The 17,198-nt window shown below is 60.8% G+C and carries 16 protein-coding genes; 10 read left to right on the top strand and 6 right to left on the bottom strand.

Going from position 1 to position 17,198, the window contains the following annotated elements:
- The first annotated feature begins 7 nt into the window (after positions 1-7).
- On the top strand, positions 8-985 hold the full coding sequence (virB11, locus tag BG023_RS12560; protein ID WP_069310757.1) for a P-type DNA transfer ATPase VirB11: 978 nt from the start codon (positions 8-10) through the stop codon (positions 983-985).
- Positions 986-991: 6 nt separating this feature from the next.
- Positions 992-1,363 (top strand): TrbC/VirB2 family protein, encoded by a 372-nt coding sequence (locus BG023_RS12555; RefSeq protein WP_083234690.1) that lies wholly within the window; start codon positions 992-994, stop codon positions 1,361-1,363.
- Positions 1,364-1,442: 79 nt separating this feature from the next.
- Here the strand turns inward: BG023_RS12555 and BG023_RS12550 are convergent, their stop codons facing one another.
- The 4 genes from BG023_RS12550 to BG023_RS12540 all read right to left on the bottom strand — a co-directional run bounded on the left by BG023_RS12550 (position 1,443) and on the right by BG023_RS12540 (position 7,011).
- Complete coding sequence (locus BG023_RS12550; protein ID WP_069310755.1) at positions 1,443-1,730, bottom strand: type IV secretion system protein VirB3; 288 nt, start codon at positions 1,728-1,730, stop codon at positions 1,443-1,445.
- Positions 1,731-2,011: 281 nt separating this feature from the next.
- Positions 2,012-2,449, bottom strand: a complete 438-nt coding sequence (locus BG023_RS14785; RefSeq protein WP_150122880.1) for a hypothetical protein — start codon at positions 2,447-2,449, stop codon at positions 2,012-2,014.
- Positions 2,443-5,541 carry an RHS repeat-associated core domain-containing protein gene (locus BG023_RS12545; RefSeq protein WP_069310754.1) on the bottom strand — a complete coding sequence of 1,033 codons (3,099 nt, stop codon included), beginning with the start codon at positions 5,539-5,541 and terminating at the stop codon, positions 2,443-2,445. The genes BG023_RS14785 and BG023_RS12545 overlap by 7 nt, the downstream gene beginning before the upstream one ends.
- Before the next feature lie 103 nt (positions 5,542-5,644).
- A protein-coding gene (locus tag BG023_RS12540) for an IS3 family transposase (RefSeq protein WP_150122878.1) occupies positions 5,645-7,011 on the bottom strand; the annotation gives its coding sequence in 2 pieces (ribosomal slippage) (positions 5,645-6,660 and positions 6,660-7,011; 1,368 coding nt in all).
- A gap of 769 nt (positions 7,012-7,780) precedes the next feature.
- Between BG023_RS12540 and BG023_RS12525 the strand changes: the two genes are divergently transcribed.
- The 5 genes from BG023_RS12525 to BG023_RS14915 all read left to right on the top strand — a co-directional run bounded on the left by BG023_RS12525 (position 7,781) and on the right by BG023_RS14915 (position 11,673).
- A protein-coding gene (locus tag BG023_RS12525; RefSeq protein WP_150122878.1) for an IS3 family transposase occupies positions 7,781-9,147 on the top strand; the annotation gives its coding sequence in 2 pieces (ribosomal slippage) (positions 7,781-8,132 and positions 8,132-9,147; 1,368 coding nt in all).
- Positions 9,148-9,278: 131 nt separating this feature from the next.
- On the top strand, positions 9,279-9,578 hold the full coding sequence (locus tag BG023_RS12520) for a hypothetical protein (protein ID WP_069310751.1): 300 nt from the start codon (positions 9,279-9,281) through the stop codon (positions 9,576-9,578).
- Between the two features lie 492 nt (positions 9,579-10,070).
- The gene (locus tag BG023_RS12515) at positions 10,071-10,568 is read left to right on the top strand and encodes a hypothetical protein (RefSeq protein ID WP_083234792.1); all 498 of its coding nucleotides are present in this window, start codon (positions 10,071-10,073) and stop codon (positions 10,566-10,568) included.
- A complete protein-coding gene (locus tag BG023_RS12510; protein ID WP_190315771.1) occupies positions 10,565-11,425 on the top strand; it encodes a metal-dependent hydrolase in 861 nt (286 codons plus the stop codon). The genes BG023_RS12515 and BG023_RS12510 overlap by 4 nt, the downstream gene beginning before the upstream one ends.
- Before the next feature lie 107 nt (positions 11,426-11,532).
- A complete protein-coding gene (locus BG023_RS14915) occupies positions 11,533-11,673 on the top strand; it encodes a hypothetical protein (RefSeq protein WP_190315770.1) in 141 nt (46 codons plus the stop codon).
- A 157-nt stretch (positions 11,674-11,830) separates the two neighbouring features.
- Here BG023_RS14915 and BG023_RS12505 read toward each other — a convergent pair whose 3' ends face one another.
- Positions 11,831-12,526 carry a Crp/Fnr family transcriptional regulator gene (locus tag BG023_RS12505; RefSeq protein WP_083234688.1) on the bottom strand — a complete coding sequence of 232 codons (696 nt, stop codon included), beginning with the start codon at positions 12,524-12,526 and terminating at the stop codon, positions 11,831-11,833.
- A 74-nt stretch (positions 12,527-12,600) separates the two neighbouring features.
- Here BG023_RS12505 and BG023_RS12500 point away from each other — a divergent pair, with 74 nt between their 5' ends.
- Genes BG023_RS12500 through BG023_RS12490 form a run of 3 tightly spaced genes read left to right on the top strand, consistent with a single transcriptional unit; the run spans position 12,601 to position 15,873 of the window.
- Positions 12,601-13,293 (top strand): hypothetical protein, encoded by a 693-nt coding sequence (locus tag BG023_RS12500; RefSeq protein ID WP_069310748.1) that lies wholly within the window; start codon positions 12,601-12,603, stop codon positions 13,291-13,293.
- Position 13,294: 1 nt separating this feature from the next.
- Positions 13,295-14,239, top strand: coding sequence for a hypothetical protein (locus tag BG023_RS12495; RefSeq protein ID WP_069310747.1), 945 nt, complete (start codon positions 13,295-13,297; stop codon positions 14,237-14,239).
- Positions 14,236-15,873, top strand: a complete 1,638-nt coding sequence (locus BG023_RS12490) for a Dyp-type peroxidase (protein ID WP_069310746.1) — start codon at positions 14,236-14,238, stop codon at positions 15,871-15,873. Before BG023_RS12495 ends, BG023_RS12490 begins: the two co-directional genes overlap by 4 nt.
- 18 nt (positions 15,874-15,891) lie before the next feature.
- Here the strand turns inward: BG023_RS12490 and BG023_RS12485 are convergent, their stop codons facing one another.
- Entirely contained in the window at positions 15,892-17,190 is a 1,299-nt protein-coding gene (locus BG023_RS12485) for a cytochrome P450 (RefSeq protein ID WP_069310745.1), read from the bottom strand.
- Between the last annotated feature and the right edge of the window lie 8 nt (positions 17,191-17,198).

Here is a 17,198-nt window from a genome sequence, read left to right as displayed (position 1 = left end):
TGAGGCTGTGAGCACCACCGAGGCGGGTTACTATCTCGACAGCTTTCTTGCTCCGCTGGCGCCGTTTCTTGAGCGACCGGGCATAACCGACATCTGGATCAACCGCCCCGGCGAGGTGTGGCTCGAGAGCCTTGGCGGCGGGATCGAGCGGGTGGAGGAACCTGCGCTTGATGCCGCGCTGCTCGAGCGGCTTGCGCGGCAGATCGCGGCATTCTCGTCGCAGGGGATCAGCCGGGCGCAGCCGCTGCTGGCGGCGACCCTGCCCGATGGATCGCGAGTTCAAATCGCGGCGCCGCCCGCCACGCGCGAGGGTTATGCGTTCGCCATCCGACGGCATGTGTCGGCCGACCTGTCGCTGGCGGACTGGGAGGAGGCGGAGGCATTCGCCGATGTCGAGGTCGGGCCTAGCGAGTTTGCCGATGATCGAAGGTTCCGCGCGCTGACAGGGCTCCAAGCGGCGCGGCATCTGCGCGAGGCTGTGCGGGCTCGGCGGAATATCCTTGTGGCTGGCGGGACCTCGACAGGCAAGACCACCTTCCTCAATGCGCTCCTTGCCGAAATCTCCGTCGAGGAGCGGTTGATCCTGATCGAGGACACCGCCGAGCTGCATTTGCGTCATCCTAATGCGGTCGGGCTAATCGCTGCGCGCGGGGAGCTGAGCGAAGCGCGGATCAGCGCCGAGGACCTGCTGATCGCCGCGCTGCGGATGCGGCCGGACCGGATCATCCTCGGCGAGCTGCGCGGGATTGAAGCGTTCACCTTCCTGCGCGCGGTCAACACTGGGCATCCGGGATCGATGACAACTATCCACGCCGACACGCCGCAGCGCGCGATCGAGCAGCTGGCCCTGCTGGTGCTCCAGGCGGGATCAAAGCTCAGCCGTGATGATGTGCGCCACTATGTGCGTGAGAGTGTCGACGTGTTCGTGCAGCTTGAGCGGCGCGGCGGCAGGCGGCGGGTCAGCCGCGTGCTGGTGGCGGAGTAGCGGGCGGTGGCGCTCGCGGTGCAGCAGAGCCTGTTCGAGTCGGACGGCGGGGCGCCGATGGTGGAGTCCTCACGCTGGATCGAGGGTGTGGTGCTGGGCGAGATCGCGCTGGGTATCTGTGTGATTGCGGTGGCGTTTATCGGAGCGTTGCTGCTCACCGGTCGGCTGCCGCTGCGTGAGGGCGGGCGGATCCTAGTCGGGTGCTTTGTGCTGCTGGGTGCGCCGGTGATTGCGGCGGGAATGCTTGAAATTTCGACTTCGCCTTTTACCGCCGCACGATCTACCCGCCAAATTGGCGTTCAACCAGCGCTGCGACCGGAACTGCCAAGAGCAAGCTATAACCCTTACGCGCAAGCTTCCGTGCGCGACGATAGGTGACTTGCGTTTGATTTTTTCGAAACCAAGATATCACGCCAATGGAATGAAGCGAAGTTGGCTGCCATCGATTTACCTCCCGTCAGGGGCGGTAGGAATTGCATTGCCAGATCGCATGGTTCCTGACCCGCGGGCAATTGCGCACCCGCGTGATCCAGATGTCGAAGATACGTGGCTCCTCAAGGCTGGCGAGCATGCCGATGCCGTGGATCACCAGCGCTGCCACAAGCACCCACCAGGCGCGAAAAATCAGGAACAGCTCGACGCTCACAATCGCGTTGATCACGAAGAAGGTGTAGGTGACGCCTGCAAACATTTGCGGGCGCGTGAGCGCCACGAACAACGTATCCCGGCGAAGTTCCTCGGACATTGCGACCTCCTAGGAGCGTGGGGAACACTGTGAATTGCCGGGCAGAAATTGTAAGGGGTTGCGTGATGATTGCAGCGTTGCGGATGCCGCTAGAACGGATCATCGTAGGCGAGCTCCGCGGGATGGAGGTATTAACCTTCCTTCGCGCGGTCAAAACCGACCATCCGGGATTTATCAGACAAACTCATGCGTCGCGACATTTTGTAACAATAGTTTTGCAGATTCTTGTGAAATAAACGGCTCTTTCCGAATCAAATTATAAGGAGTTTGTTTTTGTTTGATTATAGGGTGCGGCCAATCACGGCCATCTCCGCCATATCAATCATATACATCCCAAATGAAATTCGCTGGACGGCATGAGTAAGACTTTTTCTATATTCCTCCTCAGGAATTAAAAATTTTTTCGTTCCCCCTTGCCTATCCACTCTAATTTTCAAACAAACTTTCTCAGAATATACTTCAACATCAGCAACAGGAAATCCATCAATTACCATTTCATGTGGTTGAATTGATAATAAATCTTCCAATAAAGACGAATAGTCTAGTAGTATTCCGGTGAGAGTTTGGCTTCCATATACTATTAACTTATCGTCAATTTTAATCCAGCTAGAATACCGTCCATGGCGCTTGTAGGCAAGAATAAACTTTTCCGAAAGCTCTTCGAAGGGGAGATTTAACAACTCGTCACCGAGTCCGTCAATTGAGAATTGTATTAACATCCTGGATATGCAGTTTGAAAAGGACGAATAGGAAGGCCGGTCTCAGGATCACGCCCAATCGGCGCCGCAAAGATTATTGTCAAATAGGTGGTGGGCGCAAATCCATTTCTTCCGTCATATCCGACGCGTTCACCGGTATCGAATGTGACCCGTATAGCCCCTCTCCCGGTTGGGACAGCTCCATGAAAGCGTGATCTCGCGATATTGAGTTCCAAATCACCAAGACCAAAGCTCGACGCCCAATAGCTTTGTGGATCGGTACTGTCTCCCCTAAACGACGACTGATGCTGTAAGAATTTGGCTGACACCGCATCAAGGGCCACAGTCGCCTTATATCCTGGGGATCCGCCAAAAGAAGTGGCACGCCCTAAGCACCGATCGGCGAGCTCTCCACTTTGCGGCCTTTGAGCCGTTACCAAAATTAGATTGCCTCCACCCTCACCGCCACCAAAGTCTGGTGTGATTGCTGGGAGGAAACCGGGAAGCAAATCATCAAGTCGAGGATCACCAGGATAGACACAGATACCCACACAGTCGTTTTCTTTCGGCTTTACGCAGATTCCGGGTCCACCAGCGCAGGCATCAGGCACCGTTGCTGCAAGCCCGGTCGGATCAAACCGGTTTACCGGATCGTTCCCGACGTAGGCGTACATGTTGAGGCCGTCGGCATATCCGATCGGATCGGTTTGCATGAACCGTCCGAGCGTGGGTGAGTAAGCTCGCGCCTTGTAGTGATACTGGCCCAATTCCGGGATCCAGATCTGCCCGGTGTAGCGGAACCGTCCGGTGTTCGCGGTGCCTCCGGGAGTGCCGGGCACACCGAACTCGTCATAGGTGTTGATCGCCTTGACTCCGCCGCTCCAGTCGAAGCTGGCCACGATCGATCCCAACCGATCCGCATAGAGATACTCGGCGGCACTGCGGGCAGCATTTGATCCTGCATAGCGGATCATCGGATCGTCTCCCGCGCCAAGCGCGTGAACATAGCGATTCAACATTGTACCGCTGGTGTTGAACTCGCCGACCAGCGCGTCGCCATCATACAGCAAACGGGTGATGCTGCCAGATCCATCGGTGATCTGGTAGAGTCGGCCCAGCGGATCATAGCGAAGGCCTGCCGTCTTGGCACCGGAGGCGCTGACAAGACGGTTTTCGACATCATAGGTGTAGGTGGTGGCTCCATCCGAGGTCAGGTTGCCATTGACATCGTGGGCATAGGTCACGCCGTTGACGCTGTCGTACTGGTTCACACCATCGGGCACATAGGGGGTGTCGAGAGTGCCTGCTGGCTGGGCATTCCAGACATAGAGCTGGTTGTCGGTCGCCTCGCTCTTCGCCTGATTGGCCTGGTTGTGGTTATAGGTCCGATTGACATCGTAGCTGCTGCTGGGGTGGTCGATGAAGATGCGGTCGAGCCGGTTCGCGTTGTCGTAGAACATCAGGCTATCGGGCGCGCTGCTGTCGCGGTTCGTCCGTTCGAGCCGCCCCCAGGTGTCATAGACATTGGTGATTAGTTCGATCCCGTCATCATCGCGGATACGGGCGAGGCGGCCCGCGGTATCGTACTCATAGCCCCACCACGCGCCGTCAGGATGCGTGATCCGGGTCTGCCGTCCGGCAATATCGTAGAGGTAGGAGAGCGGCCGCGATACACCATCCATTATCTGCGTGCTGGTGACCGGACGCCCGAGCGAATCGTAAGTCATCACGATGCGGTTCGAGGTATCGAACGCAGCTTCGGTCAGCGATCCGTAGAGGTCATACTTGTAGGTCACGTCGCGGGTGTGGACCGGGTCGAGCCCAGCACGTTCGGGAATCGTTTTCTGGGTTAGCAGCCGACGGTTGTCATAGGCGAGCAGGATCGTCTCACCACGCCGCGTGCGGAACTGCGAGACGTTGCTTGCCGCATCATAGGTGATCTCCTCGTAGTCGCCCGTGTTGGCGACGCCAGGGGTCGTTGGCGAGGGATAGTTGATCCGCCGCGTCCGATCATGCCCGTCATAGACATAGGCCGTGCGGTTGTTGTTGGCATCCTCGACCCAGGCGACCGTCCCGTTGGCGTTGTAGGCCATCTCGGCGGTTTGCTGGGCGATCCCGGTATCGACAGCCGACCACACCTGCGTGGCCCTGTCTGCCGTGTCGTAATAGCGGCGCGTGATCCGGTCCTCGCCGTCAGCGCCGGGAGTCATTTTCACGCAGACATCTGACGGCAGAGACGCAGCGACGCTGGTCAGGTTCATGCGGACAGCGGTGCAATCGAGCCGTCCAGCTGCGTCGTAGCTGTACTGCGTGATCGAATATCGTGTTGCACCATCGGTCGAGATCTGGCTGCTGGACGCGAGCCGGTCGAAATTGTCGTAGGTGTTCGCCAATCTGGTGCGGGCAGAAAAGCTGTTCCAGTCGGCCGGGTTGGTGCCCGGGATCTGACCGTTCTCGACCAGCGTCACCTGGCCGTTGTTGTTGTAGGTCGTGCGCGTGGCGAGGCGCGGCAAAGAACCAGCGCCGTCGGGATCGGGCGAGATCACTCCCGTGACCTGACCGGCGACATCGTAGCGGTAGACGGTCGCATCGTCGCTGCCCGGAAGTGGGCCATTGATCGTCGCCACTCTCCCCAGCTGGGAGTAGGTGTAGTTCGTCGACGCGGCGAGGCTGTTGTCGCCGGCGCGGGTGGTAACAGCAACGGGATTGAGGTTGGGCGAGATGTTCGCGTCATAGGCGATGTCGGTATTGCCCTCGTTTGCAGTCCCGGTGCACTGCGCCTGCGTCCGGCAGGTCCTGATGTTCGACGGCACGACAATCGATGTCGGTTGATCCACGAGGACGTTGGACGGGGTCATCATCTTCGCCACGCGCGCCACGTATGCGACCCGCGTCTCGGCGCGGTTATTGTTCTGATCAGGCGGTCCCTGAACGAGGGTCACGCCGCCATGGGTGGGGTCATAGGTGTAGTTGGTGGTCTCAGCGCCGGCATTGGTTGTCGCGGTCGGCTTGTTGCAGGTTACCTGATTCGTGCAGCTCGCCGGGAAGGTCGCCGTCGAGATGATGTCCGCAAGGAACGTGCCCGGCTTGGCTTTCTGCGTCACCGTGGTCACATTCCCGCGAGCATCCCGGGTATATTGCGTGTCCGTCGTCAGAACATTTGGCGCAGATGGTGGCGTAGATTAGCGGAGTGCGGGCCTCGTCTGGGGTTGGGTTTTAGGCGGCGAACTTGCGGTGTTGCAAGCGCCGATATTCGATGGTCTGTCGTTTGATCCTTTCACGCTGTTTGATGATGGCCGGTGCCCTGCCGAAGTAAGCATCGGCGGGCGTCACATTGTTGAGGCTCTCGTGGTAGCGCTGGTGGTTGTAGTGCTCGACGAACGCCTCGATCTGGGCCTCGAGGTCACCGGGCAAGAAGTAGTTTTCCAGCAGGATGCGGTTCTTCAGGGTCTGGTGCCAGCGCTCGATCTTGCCCTGGGTTTGCGGGTGCATCGGGGCACCGCGCATGTGGCTCATCTTGTTGGCCTCGATGTATTCCGCCAGTTCCCCCGCGATGTAGCTGGGACCATTATCGCTGAGCAGCCTTGGCTTGTGCAGCACCGTGGCGCTGTCGCAGCCTGAGGCCGCAAGCGCGAGGTCCAGCGTGTCGGTCACATCCTCTGCTCGCATGTTGGTGCACAACTTCCAGGCGATGATGTAGCGCGAGAAGTCGTCGAGTACGGTCGATAGATACATCCAGCCCCACCCGATGATCTTGAAGTAGGTAAAATCGGTCTGCCACATCTCGTTCGGCCGGGTGGTCTTGGTGTGGAACGCATCGGCGGCCTTGATCACGACATAGGCCGGGCTGGTGATAAGGTCGTGCGCCTTGAGCAGGCGGTAAACCGTGGCCTCAGACACAAAGTATTGGCGTTCATCGGTAAATCGAACGGCCAGTTCGCGTGGGCTGAGTTCGGATTGCTCCAGCGCCATCTCGACGATCTGATCCTGCACCTCGGGCGCGATGCGGTTCCACACCCGGCTCGGCGCTGACGGTCGATCCGCGAGCGCGTCCAGGCCACCATCAAGGTAGCGGTCATACCAGCGGTAGAACGTCCGACGGGCAATGCCGAGCTTATCAAGGGTCCGCTTGGCGGGCAGGTGCGACTGCTCGACGATCCGGATGATCTCGAGCTTCTCTGATGCGGGATACCTCATTCCTCGTCGCCCCCATCCACGATCATGCTTTTTTTCAGCAAGCGGTTTTCGAGCGTCAGGTCGGCCACGCATTCCTTGAGTGCACGAGCTTCACGGCGCAGATCCTGCACTTCGCCGGTGGTCGCAGCACGGGCGGTGTCGCCGGCCAACCGGCGCTTGCCGGCTTCCATGAACTCCTTCGACCAAGTGTAATACAGGCTCTGCGCGATGCCTTCCTTGCGGCACAGCTCGGCGATGCTGTCCTCGCCGCGCAGGCCATCCAGCACGATGCGGATCTTGTCCTCTGCCGAGAAGTGGCGACGGGTCTGCCGCCGGATGTCCTTCACCACCCGCTCAGCCGGGGCCTTCTTGGGAGGGGACTTTTTCAAGGAGGGTTGGGTCTTCATCTTCGTTCCTTCGTCACTACGACGAAGCCCCAACCCTCCTTAAATCACAACCTCAAATCTGTGCCATTGGTGCTGACGGGGGACAGTTTGCCGTGACGTTGACCAGTTGGAGCGACCAACAGTCCCCACCGATGCTGTCATTCTGCGTCACCGGAGGACTGTTTGATGGCGTAGGTGTCGGGGTTGGCGTAGGGCTCGGTGTCGGCGTCGGGCTCGGCGTGGGTGTCGGAGCCGAGCAGCTTGGGAGCGACCCATCATTCCGGACGCGGAAGCTCGTGCGATTGCCCATTGGATCATAGCACAGCTTGCGGGTATCCGCATCGCCGATCCCTCCAGAGACCTCGGCGGATGTCAGACGACCAAGCGGGTCATACTGGAGGATCTTCGTTTCGCTCTGCGCCAGTGCCATCGCAGAACCAACAGCAAGCAAGCCAAGCATACTGGTAGCAGTAAGGAAGCGCCCCTTCTTCATACCGAGCCCCCAATTAGCGTCGGCGGGTCAGCAGGTACTGTAGCCCCGCCCGACGATTGAGACCCTAATCTCGCGCTTGAACATGCTGTTAGTCAATCGGCGAATTCACATAAATCACGATCGCGAAGCGCCTCTTCCCGATCCACCGAGGGCGCCAACACCACCCCTACAGAATTTATCAAGAGCAAGTTTGCACCGCTCAAACCAAGATTTGTCCCCCGTCAGCACCAATGGCACAGATTTGAGGTTGTGATTTAAGGAGGGTTGGGGCTTCGTCGTAGTGACGAAGGAACGAAGATGAAGACCCAACCCTCCTTGAAAAAGTCCCCTCCCAAGAAGGCCCCGGCTGAGCGGGTGGTGAAGGACATCCGGCGGCAGACCCGTCGCCACTTCTCGGCAGAGGACAAGATCCGCATCGTGCTGGATGGCCTGCGCGGCGAGGACAGCATCGCCGAGCTGTGCCGCAAGGAAGGCATCGCGCAGAGCCTGTATTACACTTGGTCGAAGGAGTTCATGGAAGCCGGCAAGCGCCGGTTGGCCGGCGACACCGCCCGTGCTGCGACCACCGGCGAAGTGCAGGATCTGCGCCGTGAAGCTCGTGCACTCAAGGAATGCGTGGCCGACCTGACGCTCGAAAACCGCTTGCTGAAAAAAAGCATGATCGTGGATGGGGGCGACGAGGAATGAGGTATCCCGCATCAGAGAAGCTCGAGATCATCCGGATCGTCGAGCAGTCGCACCTGCCCGCCAAGCGGACCCTTGATAAGCTCGGCATTGCCCGTCGGACGTTCTACCGCTGGTATGACCGCTACCTTGATGGTGGCCTGGACGCGCTCGCGGATCGACCGTCAGCGCCGAGCCGGGTGTGGAACCGCATCGCGCCCGAGGTGCAGGATCAGATCGTCGAGATGGCGCTGGAGCAATCCGAACTCAGCCCACGCGAACTGGCCGTTCGATTTACCGATGAACGCCAATACTTTGTGTCTGAGGCCACGGTTTACCGCCTGCTCAAGGCGCACGACCTTATCACCAGCCCGGCCTATGTCGTGATCAAGGCCGCCGATGCGTTCCACACCAAGACCACCCGGCCGAACGAGATGTGGCAGACCGATTTTACCTACTTCAAGATCATCGGGTGGGGCTGGATGTATCTATCGACCGTACTCGACGACTTCTCGCGCTACATCATCGCCTGGAAGTTGTGCACCAACATGCGAGCAGAGGATGTGACCGACACGCTGGACCTCGCGCTTGCGGCCTCAGGCTGCGACAGCGCCACGGTGCTGCACAAGCCAAGGCTGCTCAGCGATAATGGTCCCAGCTACATCGCGGGGGAACTGGCGGAATACATCGAGGCCAACAAGATGAGCCACATGCGCGGTGCCCCGATGCACCCGCAAACCCAGGGCAAGATCGAGCGCTGGCACCAGACCCTGAAGAACCGCATCCTGCTGGAAAACTACTTCTTGCCCGGTGACCTCGAGGCCCAGATCGAGGCGTTCGTCGAGCACTACAACCACCAGCGCTACCACGAGAGCCTCAACAATGTGACGCCCGCCGATGCTTACTTCGGCAGGGCACCGGCCATCATCAAACAGCGTGAAAGGATCAAACGACAGACCATCGAATATCGGCGCTTGCAACACCGCAAGTTCGCCGCCTAAAACCCAACCCCAGACGAGGCCCGCACTCCGCTAATCTACGCCACCATCTGCGCCAAATGTTCTGACGACGGACAGGCACGGGCAAGGTAGATTTCGGTATCAATGGCCAAATCTCGCAGCGTTTCGGCAACGTGATCCCCTTCGTTGCCGCTGGCTACACTATCATCGGCGAACCCACTGGCTTTGATGTTGCCAACACCTTGTCCGGCGCAGTCGGCAGCCAATTTGTCGTCAGCAATTTGAGTTCAGTGACACTGTCCTATAATTACGACCAGGCTGCGACCAACCAGATCGGTGACAATGAATCCGTCGGCTTGGGTTTCGCCACCAGTCTCACCAACCGGCTGCAACTTGGCGTTGATGCAAGAGCCGGGCTGTCCACCGATGCCCCCGATGCACGTGTCGGCATTAGGTTGGGCATGGGGTTCTGACGACAAAGGTAGAGCCGTCCCATCGGCAGCTTTTGTCTGAAGCAGTCGTTCAACCTGACGATAATGGACGACCGGGTCTGGGTCGCAAACTGCCGTTGCTCATTGGCAGATCGAAGGGCAGCTTCCCGCCTCTCACCGTCCCGAACCCGCCATTCACCAAACGGCTCAATGGGAGACGCCACAGTCATCAATCTAAGTGGCAGTCTTGCTACAAGGCCTGCTACAAAATCAGGCAATCTGTAAATTTAACATATTGAAATAATGATATTAAATTATCGAATGGTAAAATCCCACCCTCTCCGCCACCGACCCTCCTGATCCCCCCGCTGCCAACCAGGCCAGCGCTGCCGTGTCTGCCGTTGCCAAGCCGGGGCAGGGCGTGTCCCGGTTGAAGGCTTTTGCCCCCTCACATCCGTCGCAGGCGACAAGCGATGCGAAGCCGTGGTAAGGCCGCTCGGGGACAGGATAAACGGGGCGGGGTCAGGCATGACATTGAGCGAGAGGCGCCGTGCGCTGCTGGTGTTCAACGGCATTGGCCTGATCGCCAGTGCGATCGCTTCTGGCTGGCTCTACTTCTTCTTTCTGCTCGGCGCGGTCGATCTGTGGCCCTTCGTGACTGACCTGCCGGCGACCATTCCCGGAGACCGGCGCGCGTGGAACATGGCGCATCTCGAAGGGATCACCAATGGCACCATGTTGATCGCGATCGGCGCGGCGGGCGGCTATCTGCGGCTTGGCGAGCGGGCACAGTCCTGGCTGTTCTGGGCGGCGATCGCCTTCGGATGGCTGTTCACCTTGCCTGCCATTGCCAACGCGGTCTTCGGAACGCGCGGCCTCGAATTCGGCGGCGGGCCGTTTCCCGGTGACGTGACAATCAACAACCTCATCTTCCTCGCAGGGTGGCCGGCGATGATCGGGGTCCACATCGCGATTGTGCTTCTCTTGTGGGGCGCATGGCAGCATTACCGCCACAGAGGGGACGCAGTATGAGCAGCGGCGCAATCCCGGTTCGCCAGATCCCCTTCGCCTTCAGTGAGGCGATCGATCCCGTCTGGCACCCCGACAAGCCGGAGTGGAGCCACATGGTGAACGGCGCCTCGCTCACCATGCCCTATCTCGAGCCGTTCCTGATCAAGACCGTGACCGAGGCGCTGCGGCAGGTCGGCGATCCGGCGCTGAAGGCGGACGTGCAGGCCTTTATCGGCCAAGAGGGCGTCCATTACCGCAATCACCGGCGCTACAACGAGATCCTCAAGCGGCACTATCCCGAATTGGCCGAGGTCGAGGCGGCGCTCGATGCCGATTATCGCGGGTTCCAGAAGCGCAGTCTCGAATGGCGGCTAGCCTACACCGCCGGGTTCGAGACGATGACGATGGGCATCACCGAATGGCTCGTCCACCAGCGCAGTTTGCTGTTCCGGGGCGCGGACCGGTCGGTTGCATCGCTGGTCTTGTGGCACATGGTCGAGGAGACCGAGCACAAGAACGTGGCCTATGATCTCTATATGCACCTTTACGGCAGCTGGTGGGGAAAGGCCCGCGGCCTGCTGTTCGCTACGGCCCATGTCGCGCTAGCGAGTCGGCAGGGTTACCGCCGGATGCTGCAACGCGACGGGCGGTGGGCTCGCCCATCGAGCCGTTTGCGGCTCTACCTGATGGTCGCGCGCTTCCTGCTGCACGCCTCGCCGGCGATGCTGCGGTCGCTGCTTCCCGGTTACCATCCGGCCAAGGTTCGCGATCCCGATTGGGTGCGACGCTGGGCAGCGGCCTATGACGGGCTGGAAGAGGGCACGATCCCCCTGCTCGATACAGCCGATCCCGAAATCCCCGCCGCTTTCCCCGCGTAGCAGGGCGACCCGTCCAATCTACGGATGTGTGTGAAATTTCACATTTTTGTGCAACGCTTTGAATTAACATGATCCCATGAAGCTGGCCCTTCAGCGGGAGAATGGTCATGTCGAAGTTCATCAAGATTGTTGTTGTGCTGGGCTTTGCCGCCGGCCTGACGCTGGCGGCGGACAAGGAAAATACCACCGAGATTGCCGGTGAAGATCACACCGTGCTGCACGTCGCTGCGGCGCGGCCGGCAGGCTGACAGGGCGGTGACGGAATAAATTTTCGGCGGTCTGCCAGGACGTGCATTTTTGCACATTCCGGCGATCCGGCTCTCGCTATCAGAATTGTGCGACCCGAAGACTCGCCCCCTGGCCCCCGCGGCCTGGGGGCTTTTTCGTGGGCGTCTCCCGCAGCGGCTAGTCTTCTTCGATCAGGTCGATCAACCGGTCGAGATCGGTCACGACCAGACTTCGGCCTTGCTTGCGGACGATGCCGAGCGCCGTCAGCTCGCTGAGCGCGCGGGTAATCGCCTCGCGCTGACCGCCGACGATTGCGGCCCAGTCCGCATGGGTGGGCGGATCGCGCAGGATCACCTCGCCCGCGTCACTCTGCTCGGCCAGCGCCGCGCGCATCAATTCCGAATAGAACCGCGCTTTGACCGATCGGGCCGCGTTCTCGTAGATCCGGTTGGAAAGGTCCCTCGTGCGGGCAGCAAGATCGCGGAGCAGGGCCCGCGTAACCTCCGGTATGGTCAGTACCAGATCGTTGAAGGTCGGGCCGGTCAGCCGCCCCATCACCACTTCGGTCACCGCGATAACATTGACCGAGCGCGGCATGCCATCGAACACGGCGAGCTCGCCCACGTAGGAATTGGCCGGCAGGCGGCGATAGCTGATTTCGCGCCCCGCCATCGAATAGCGGTTCACCAGCGCCTGCCCGTCGAGAAGCAGGAAGACATCGGTATCCAGCGCTTCATGAGCGATGATGGTTTCCCCGCGTCCGAAGCGGACAACCATGATCCGGCTCTTGATGGATTCCAGCGTCTCGTCGGATAAATCCTCAAAAATACTGAATTTTCTGAGCCTGGAATTGTTCAGATAATCATCGCTCATGCAAGCACCCCGCCATTCAGTTAGCTTGCAAGGCGATGGTAAACAATGAATAAAGCCTTCCGAAGGGGGGAAGCATGTCGAATGTTGCGGGCAAGGCCTACGGGATGACGGTGATCACCCCGATGTCGCTGCGTCTGGGGTGGCTGAACCGCTGGATCTTCCGGTTTGCCCGGAGCTTTCCGGCGGCGCTTTCGGGCCTGATGGGCCTGCGATTCATCCATTTCGCGCGCTGGGTGATCATTCCGCGCAAGGCCTGGCCGAGCCTTGGCCAGGAGCAGGAGGCGCTCGAGCGGGACCAGATGCTGTTCCTGTCGAACTTCAACGGCACGTGGGATCAATATATCGATGCCTTCGCAGACGGCATTCCGACGGGGCTCGACCTGTTCTGGTACAAGAACGCCCGCTATCCCGGCTCGGTCCCGATCACGCCGTTCAAGTCCTATATCCGGGCCAACCAGATCGATTGCGATTTCTATTACAACGCCACGCCCGGCGCTGCCTACCGCGATATCATCTCCGCGCTGCGGGTGCGCCGTGTCTTGCTGGAACTCGCCACAATCCACGCGAACACCACGCCCGAAGTCTTCGCTGTCTTCTACCGCGAGAAGTTGCTCTCGGTGCAGAACGACCTGACCACGCAGGGCTATTCCCCCGTGGCCTCGATGGAGACCGACCTGGCCGAACAGCACCGCCAGAAGTCCAACAGGATTGCCAGTGCCATGGTCGAAGCCGAGCGCGCGGTGGAAAAGATCGACGAGGACATCTGACGTGGCGAGTATCGACGGGGCGCACTATTTCCTGACCGCGCTGGTGCCGGTGCGCCGCGCATGGGCGAAGGGCAGTCACGGACAGACCACCGCCCCGATCATCCTGCTGCGCGAGAAGCTGGCGCAGATGCCGACGGCGATGCAGACGCCCGAGCGCACCCGCGGCGGCGAGATCAGCAAGTTCTCGCAATCGACGCTGACCCACTTCGCGCGCTTTGCGGTGATCGACCGGCTCGGCTTCAACGGCTATGTCGCCGCCGACCCGGTGGCACAGAGCCTTGGCCTGCAACACGCGGTCGAGCATCGCGAGGAGCTGAAACGCCCCTATCTGCTGTTCGCCGCCGAATTCGATGCGCCCACCGGCTCGCGGTCCTACGATCTGGCGGTGTATCTGCGCGAATTGTGGGACGTGATGGAGGAAGACCTCGTCGCGATCTTCCAACACTGCATCGGGTTTGATCGCACCAAGGTCACAACCGCGGCCGAGTTCATCAACTACATCAAGGCCTGCGAAATCGACACGACGATGCCGTTCAACGTCTATTACACCGATCCGCCGGCGCTGCCTTCGCTGACGGCGCGGGGATTGCTGATCGGGGCAGGGGTTGCCGGCGTGGTGGCCGGGGCGGGGACATGGTGGCTGGTCCAGCGGTGGTTTCCGGTGCTGGCGATTGGCCTCGGCATCCTTGCCGCGCTGGCCGGAGCAGTGGCCTTCATCGCCGTTCGGCTGAAGCGCTATGGCGACCGCCGCTTCCCGCCGACGCCCGACGGCAATCTGCAAACGATCCTGAAGGCGCTCTGGCTCCAGACCACATTCGGACGGTTCGTGATCGCCAATCAGGCGGCTGATGATGCGCGGCTCTATGAAGCTTTCGGCGCATACCTGCAGCAGAACAAGCCGGACCAGCCCGAACCCAAGCATCCTGCCGGAAAGGTAGTGCCATGATCGGCCAGAAACACCGTGTGCCTGTCGCTCTGCGTCTGGCCGACATTCAGGGCAATATCCTCAACGCCTATGGCCGCCTCGGCTTTCCCAAGGCGCGGGCGATCCTGCTCCATGTCCACAAGCCCGAAGTGGGGCGCAAGTTCATCGAGAGCTTCTATCCGCACGTGACAACCGCCGTGCGCTGGCCGAGCCGAAGGCCCAACGCCGCGCCGCCTGAACCCAACGCGCCCGAACGGCCCGATGTCACGCTCAACTTTGCCTTCACCTTCGCCGGTCTGCTCGCACTCGGAGTGCCGCTTCGCTCGCTGGCGATGATGCCCAACGAGTTCATGCAAGGTATGCGCGCGCGAGCCGCCATTCTCGGCGACAATTACCCCGATGGTGCTCTGGGCCAGTGGGACGAGGTGTGGCAGTACGAGAACCAGCGCAGCGGTTCGGGCAAGGTCCACATCCTCGCGCTGCTCAATTCCGACATGGATCCGGCGACGGGCAACCCTGTGCCGCAGATGGAGCGCATGACCGATGCGATCCGGACCTTCTGTGACGAGAGCAAGGGCGGGATCAAGATCCTGACCGGTCATGGCACCCGCCCGGCCGATTATCAGGACATGAGCGCGATCTGCTATCAGGATCCGCAAACGGGATTGCACAAACCGACCCCCTTCGAGCATTTCGGCTTTCTCGACGGCATCAGCGATCCGGTCTTCGAAGGCCAGTTTCCGCCCAGTGTCGAAAAGAAGCGCAAGGTCGGCAACGGCAAGCTCAACGGGCAGGGAGAATGGGAACCGCTGGCGACGGGCGAGTTTCTGCTCGGCTACCCTGATGAAGCCAAGGAAATGCCGCCCGCAGCCGAGCCCGGCCTGTTCAGCGTCAACGGCACCTTCATGGCCTATCGCAAGCTGCAGGAGAATGTCGACGCGTTCGAAGAGTATATTGCCGCGACCGCACCGGTCTTCGGGCAGGTCTATGGCATTGCCGATCCCGACGAGGCCAAGGCGACGCTGTTGGCGAAATTTGCGGGGCGTTGGACGGACGGTGTGCCGCTGGTGCTCGCGCCGACCTTTGCCGATTGGCAGGCGTTCAATGCGGCCAACACGGATCCGGAGAAGCGCAGCGCGCTGCTGACCCAATATACCTATGCCAGCGACCCCGACGGCGCGGCCTGTCCGGCGAGCTCGCACACCCGGCGCGTCCATCCGCGTGACGGGTTGGGACCACTGCCTCCCGCCAAGCCGGGTGAGCCGGGCCCGAGCGGCACTGTGCTGGTCAATCGCCGCCGCATCCTGCGCCGCGGTCTGCCTTACGATACCACCAACGCACAGGGTAAGCGCGAGCGGGGCATCGTCATGCTGATCTGCTGCGCCAGTCTCGAGCGCCAATTCGAATTCGTCCAGCAGCAATGGCTTAATTACGGCATGGACAACAATGCCGGTAACGACACCTGCCCGATGCTGGGTGCGCGGTCGGACCGGGATATCAAGTTCGTGATCCCCAACCGCCCGGACGGGGACAAGCCGCCCTACATCTGCTCCAATCTGCCGCAGTTCGTCGAAACCAAGGGCGGTGCCTATTTCTTCGTGCCGAGCATGACGTCGCTGCGGATGATCGCGATGGGCGTGATCGATCCGACCTGAGGCTGCGCGCTGCGGCCGTCAGTGGTCGTAGAGCACCCACAGGCTTTCGGGGAACGGCCCGAAACGTGTCATCTTGCCATCCTTGCCCGGCGCGCGGCGAACGTTGCGGCGCTTGAGCAGCGGTTTGAAGGTCTGGGTTATCTGCGCGTAGGCCAGCGGCGCGCCGATGCACCAGTGCAGGCCGAAGCCCATCAGCATGTAATCGACCGGCTTGCGGTTCGGATCGAAGCGCATCGGATGCTCGACCCGGCGCGGATCGAACATCGCCGACTGGGTCGAAACCAGCAGCTTGGTGCCCTTCTTGATGGTCTTGGCGCGGCGCGTGCCTGCGGCAATCGTGACATCCTCGGCTGCGACCCGGAACGGCCCGGGGTTCAGCGGCCAGAACCGCATCGCTTCGAACAGGCAGCGTTGCAGCAGATCGTCATCATCGCTGCGGGCGGCTTCCTGCGCCTGCGCCATCCAGTCGGGATTATCGAGCAGCAGGTCGAGCATATGGCCCGATGCCATCGTATTGGTGGGCACAAAGCCGGTGACCATCCCAATCAGGATTGCGCGGATGATCTCGTCGGGCATGGCGGACGGATCTTCCATCTGCTTCTGCACCAGCCGCGCGGCGATGGTATCGGCATCGGGCGCGGCCTTGGCCTTGGCAATCGCGTCATCCATGATCGGTCGCACCAGCGCGCCGGCCGCAAGGGCCGCCTTTTCGAGGTTGGGATCATTGTTGGGATTGCCGAACATGTAGCTGCTCATCGCAATCGTCCAGCGCGCGAAATTGGGCTCGTCGGGGATCGTCAGCCCGTAATATTTCTCGCAGATGCGCGTCGGGACGAGGGTGAGCAACCCGCGCACTCCGTCGATCTTGCCTTCGCCCAGTTCGAGCAGGTTGCTCGCCTCGTGATAGGCCATCGGGCCGACGATCGCGGCGTTGTCCGCACGCGGGAACACCGCCATGGTGGCCTTGTGCAGCGCCTGATATTCCGGACCATCGGCCATGCCGAGCACGAAGTTCGGCCCGCCGTTGAGCGTCTTGATCTGCTCGCCGAACGGCACCGCGATCGCCTTGTCGTTCTGGAGCGCCTCGGCGACATCGTCAAAGCGGGTGATGATCGCCCAGCCCTTGAAGGTCGGGATCGGCCAGAAGTGGCGGGCGAAAGCCATCAGCGCAAAGGGGTGGCGCACGACCCATTCGACGATCCGCGCGGTGATGCCGCTGGATTGCAGCAAGGTCGGATCAAAGCTGCCCGGATCCTTGGCAGCGCTCTTCTTGTCCGTCGCCGGCGCCAGCCGCCCGAAGGCCGCAACATTACCCATTCCAGACC

The organism is Porphyrobacter sp. LM 6, from assembly GCF_001720465.1.
GTDB lineage: Bacteria > Pseudomonadota > Alphaproteobacteria > Sphingomonadales > Sphingomonadaceae > Erythrobacter.
The sequence above is the reverse complement of the archived record's forward strand: the minus strand, read 5'-3'. Positions and strand labels throughout refer to the sequence as shown.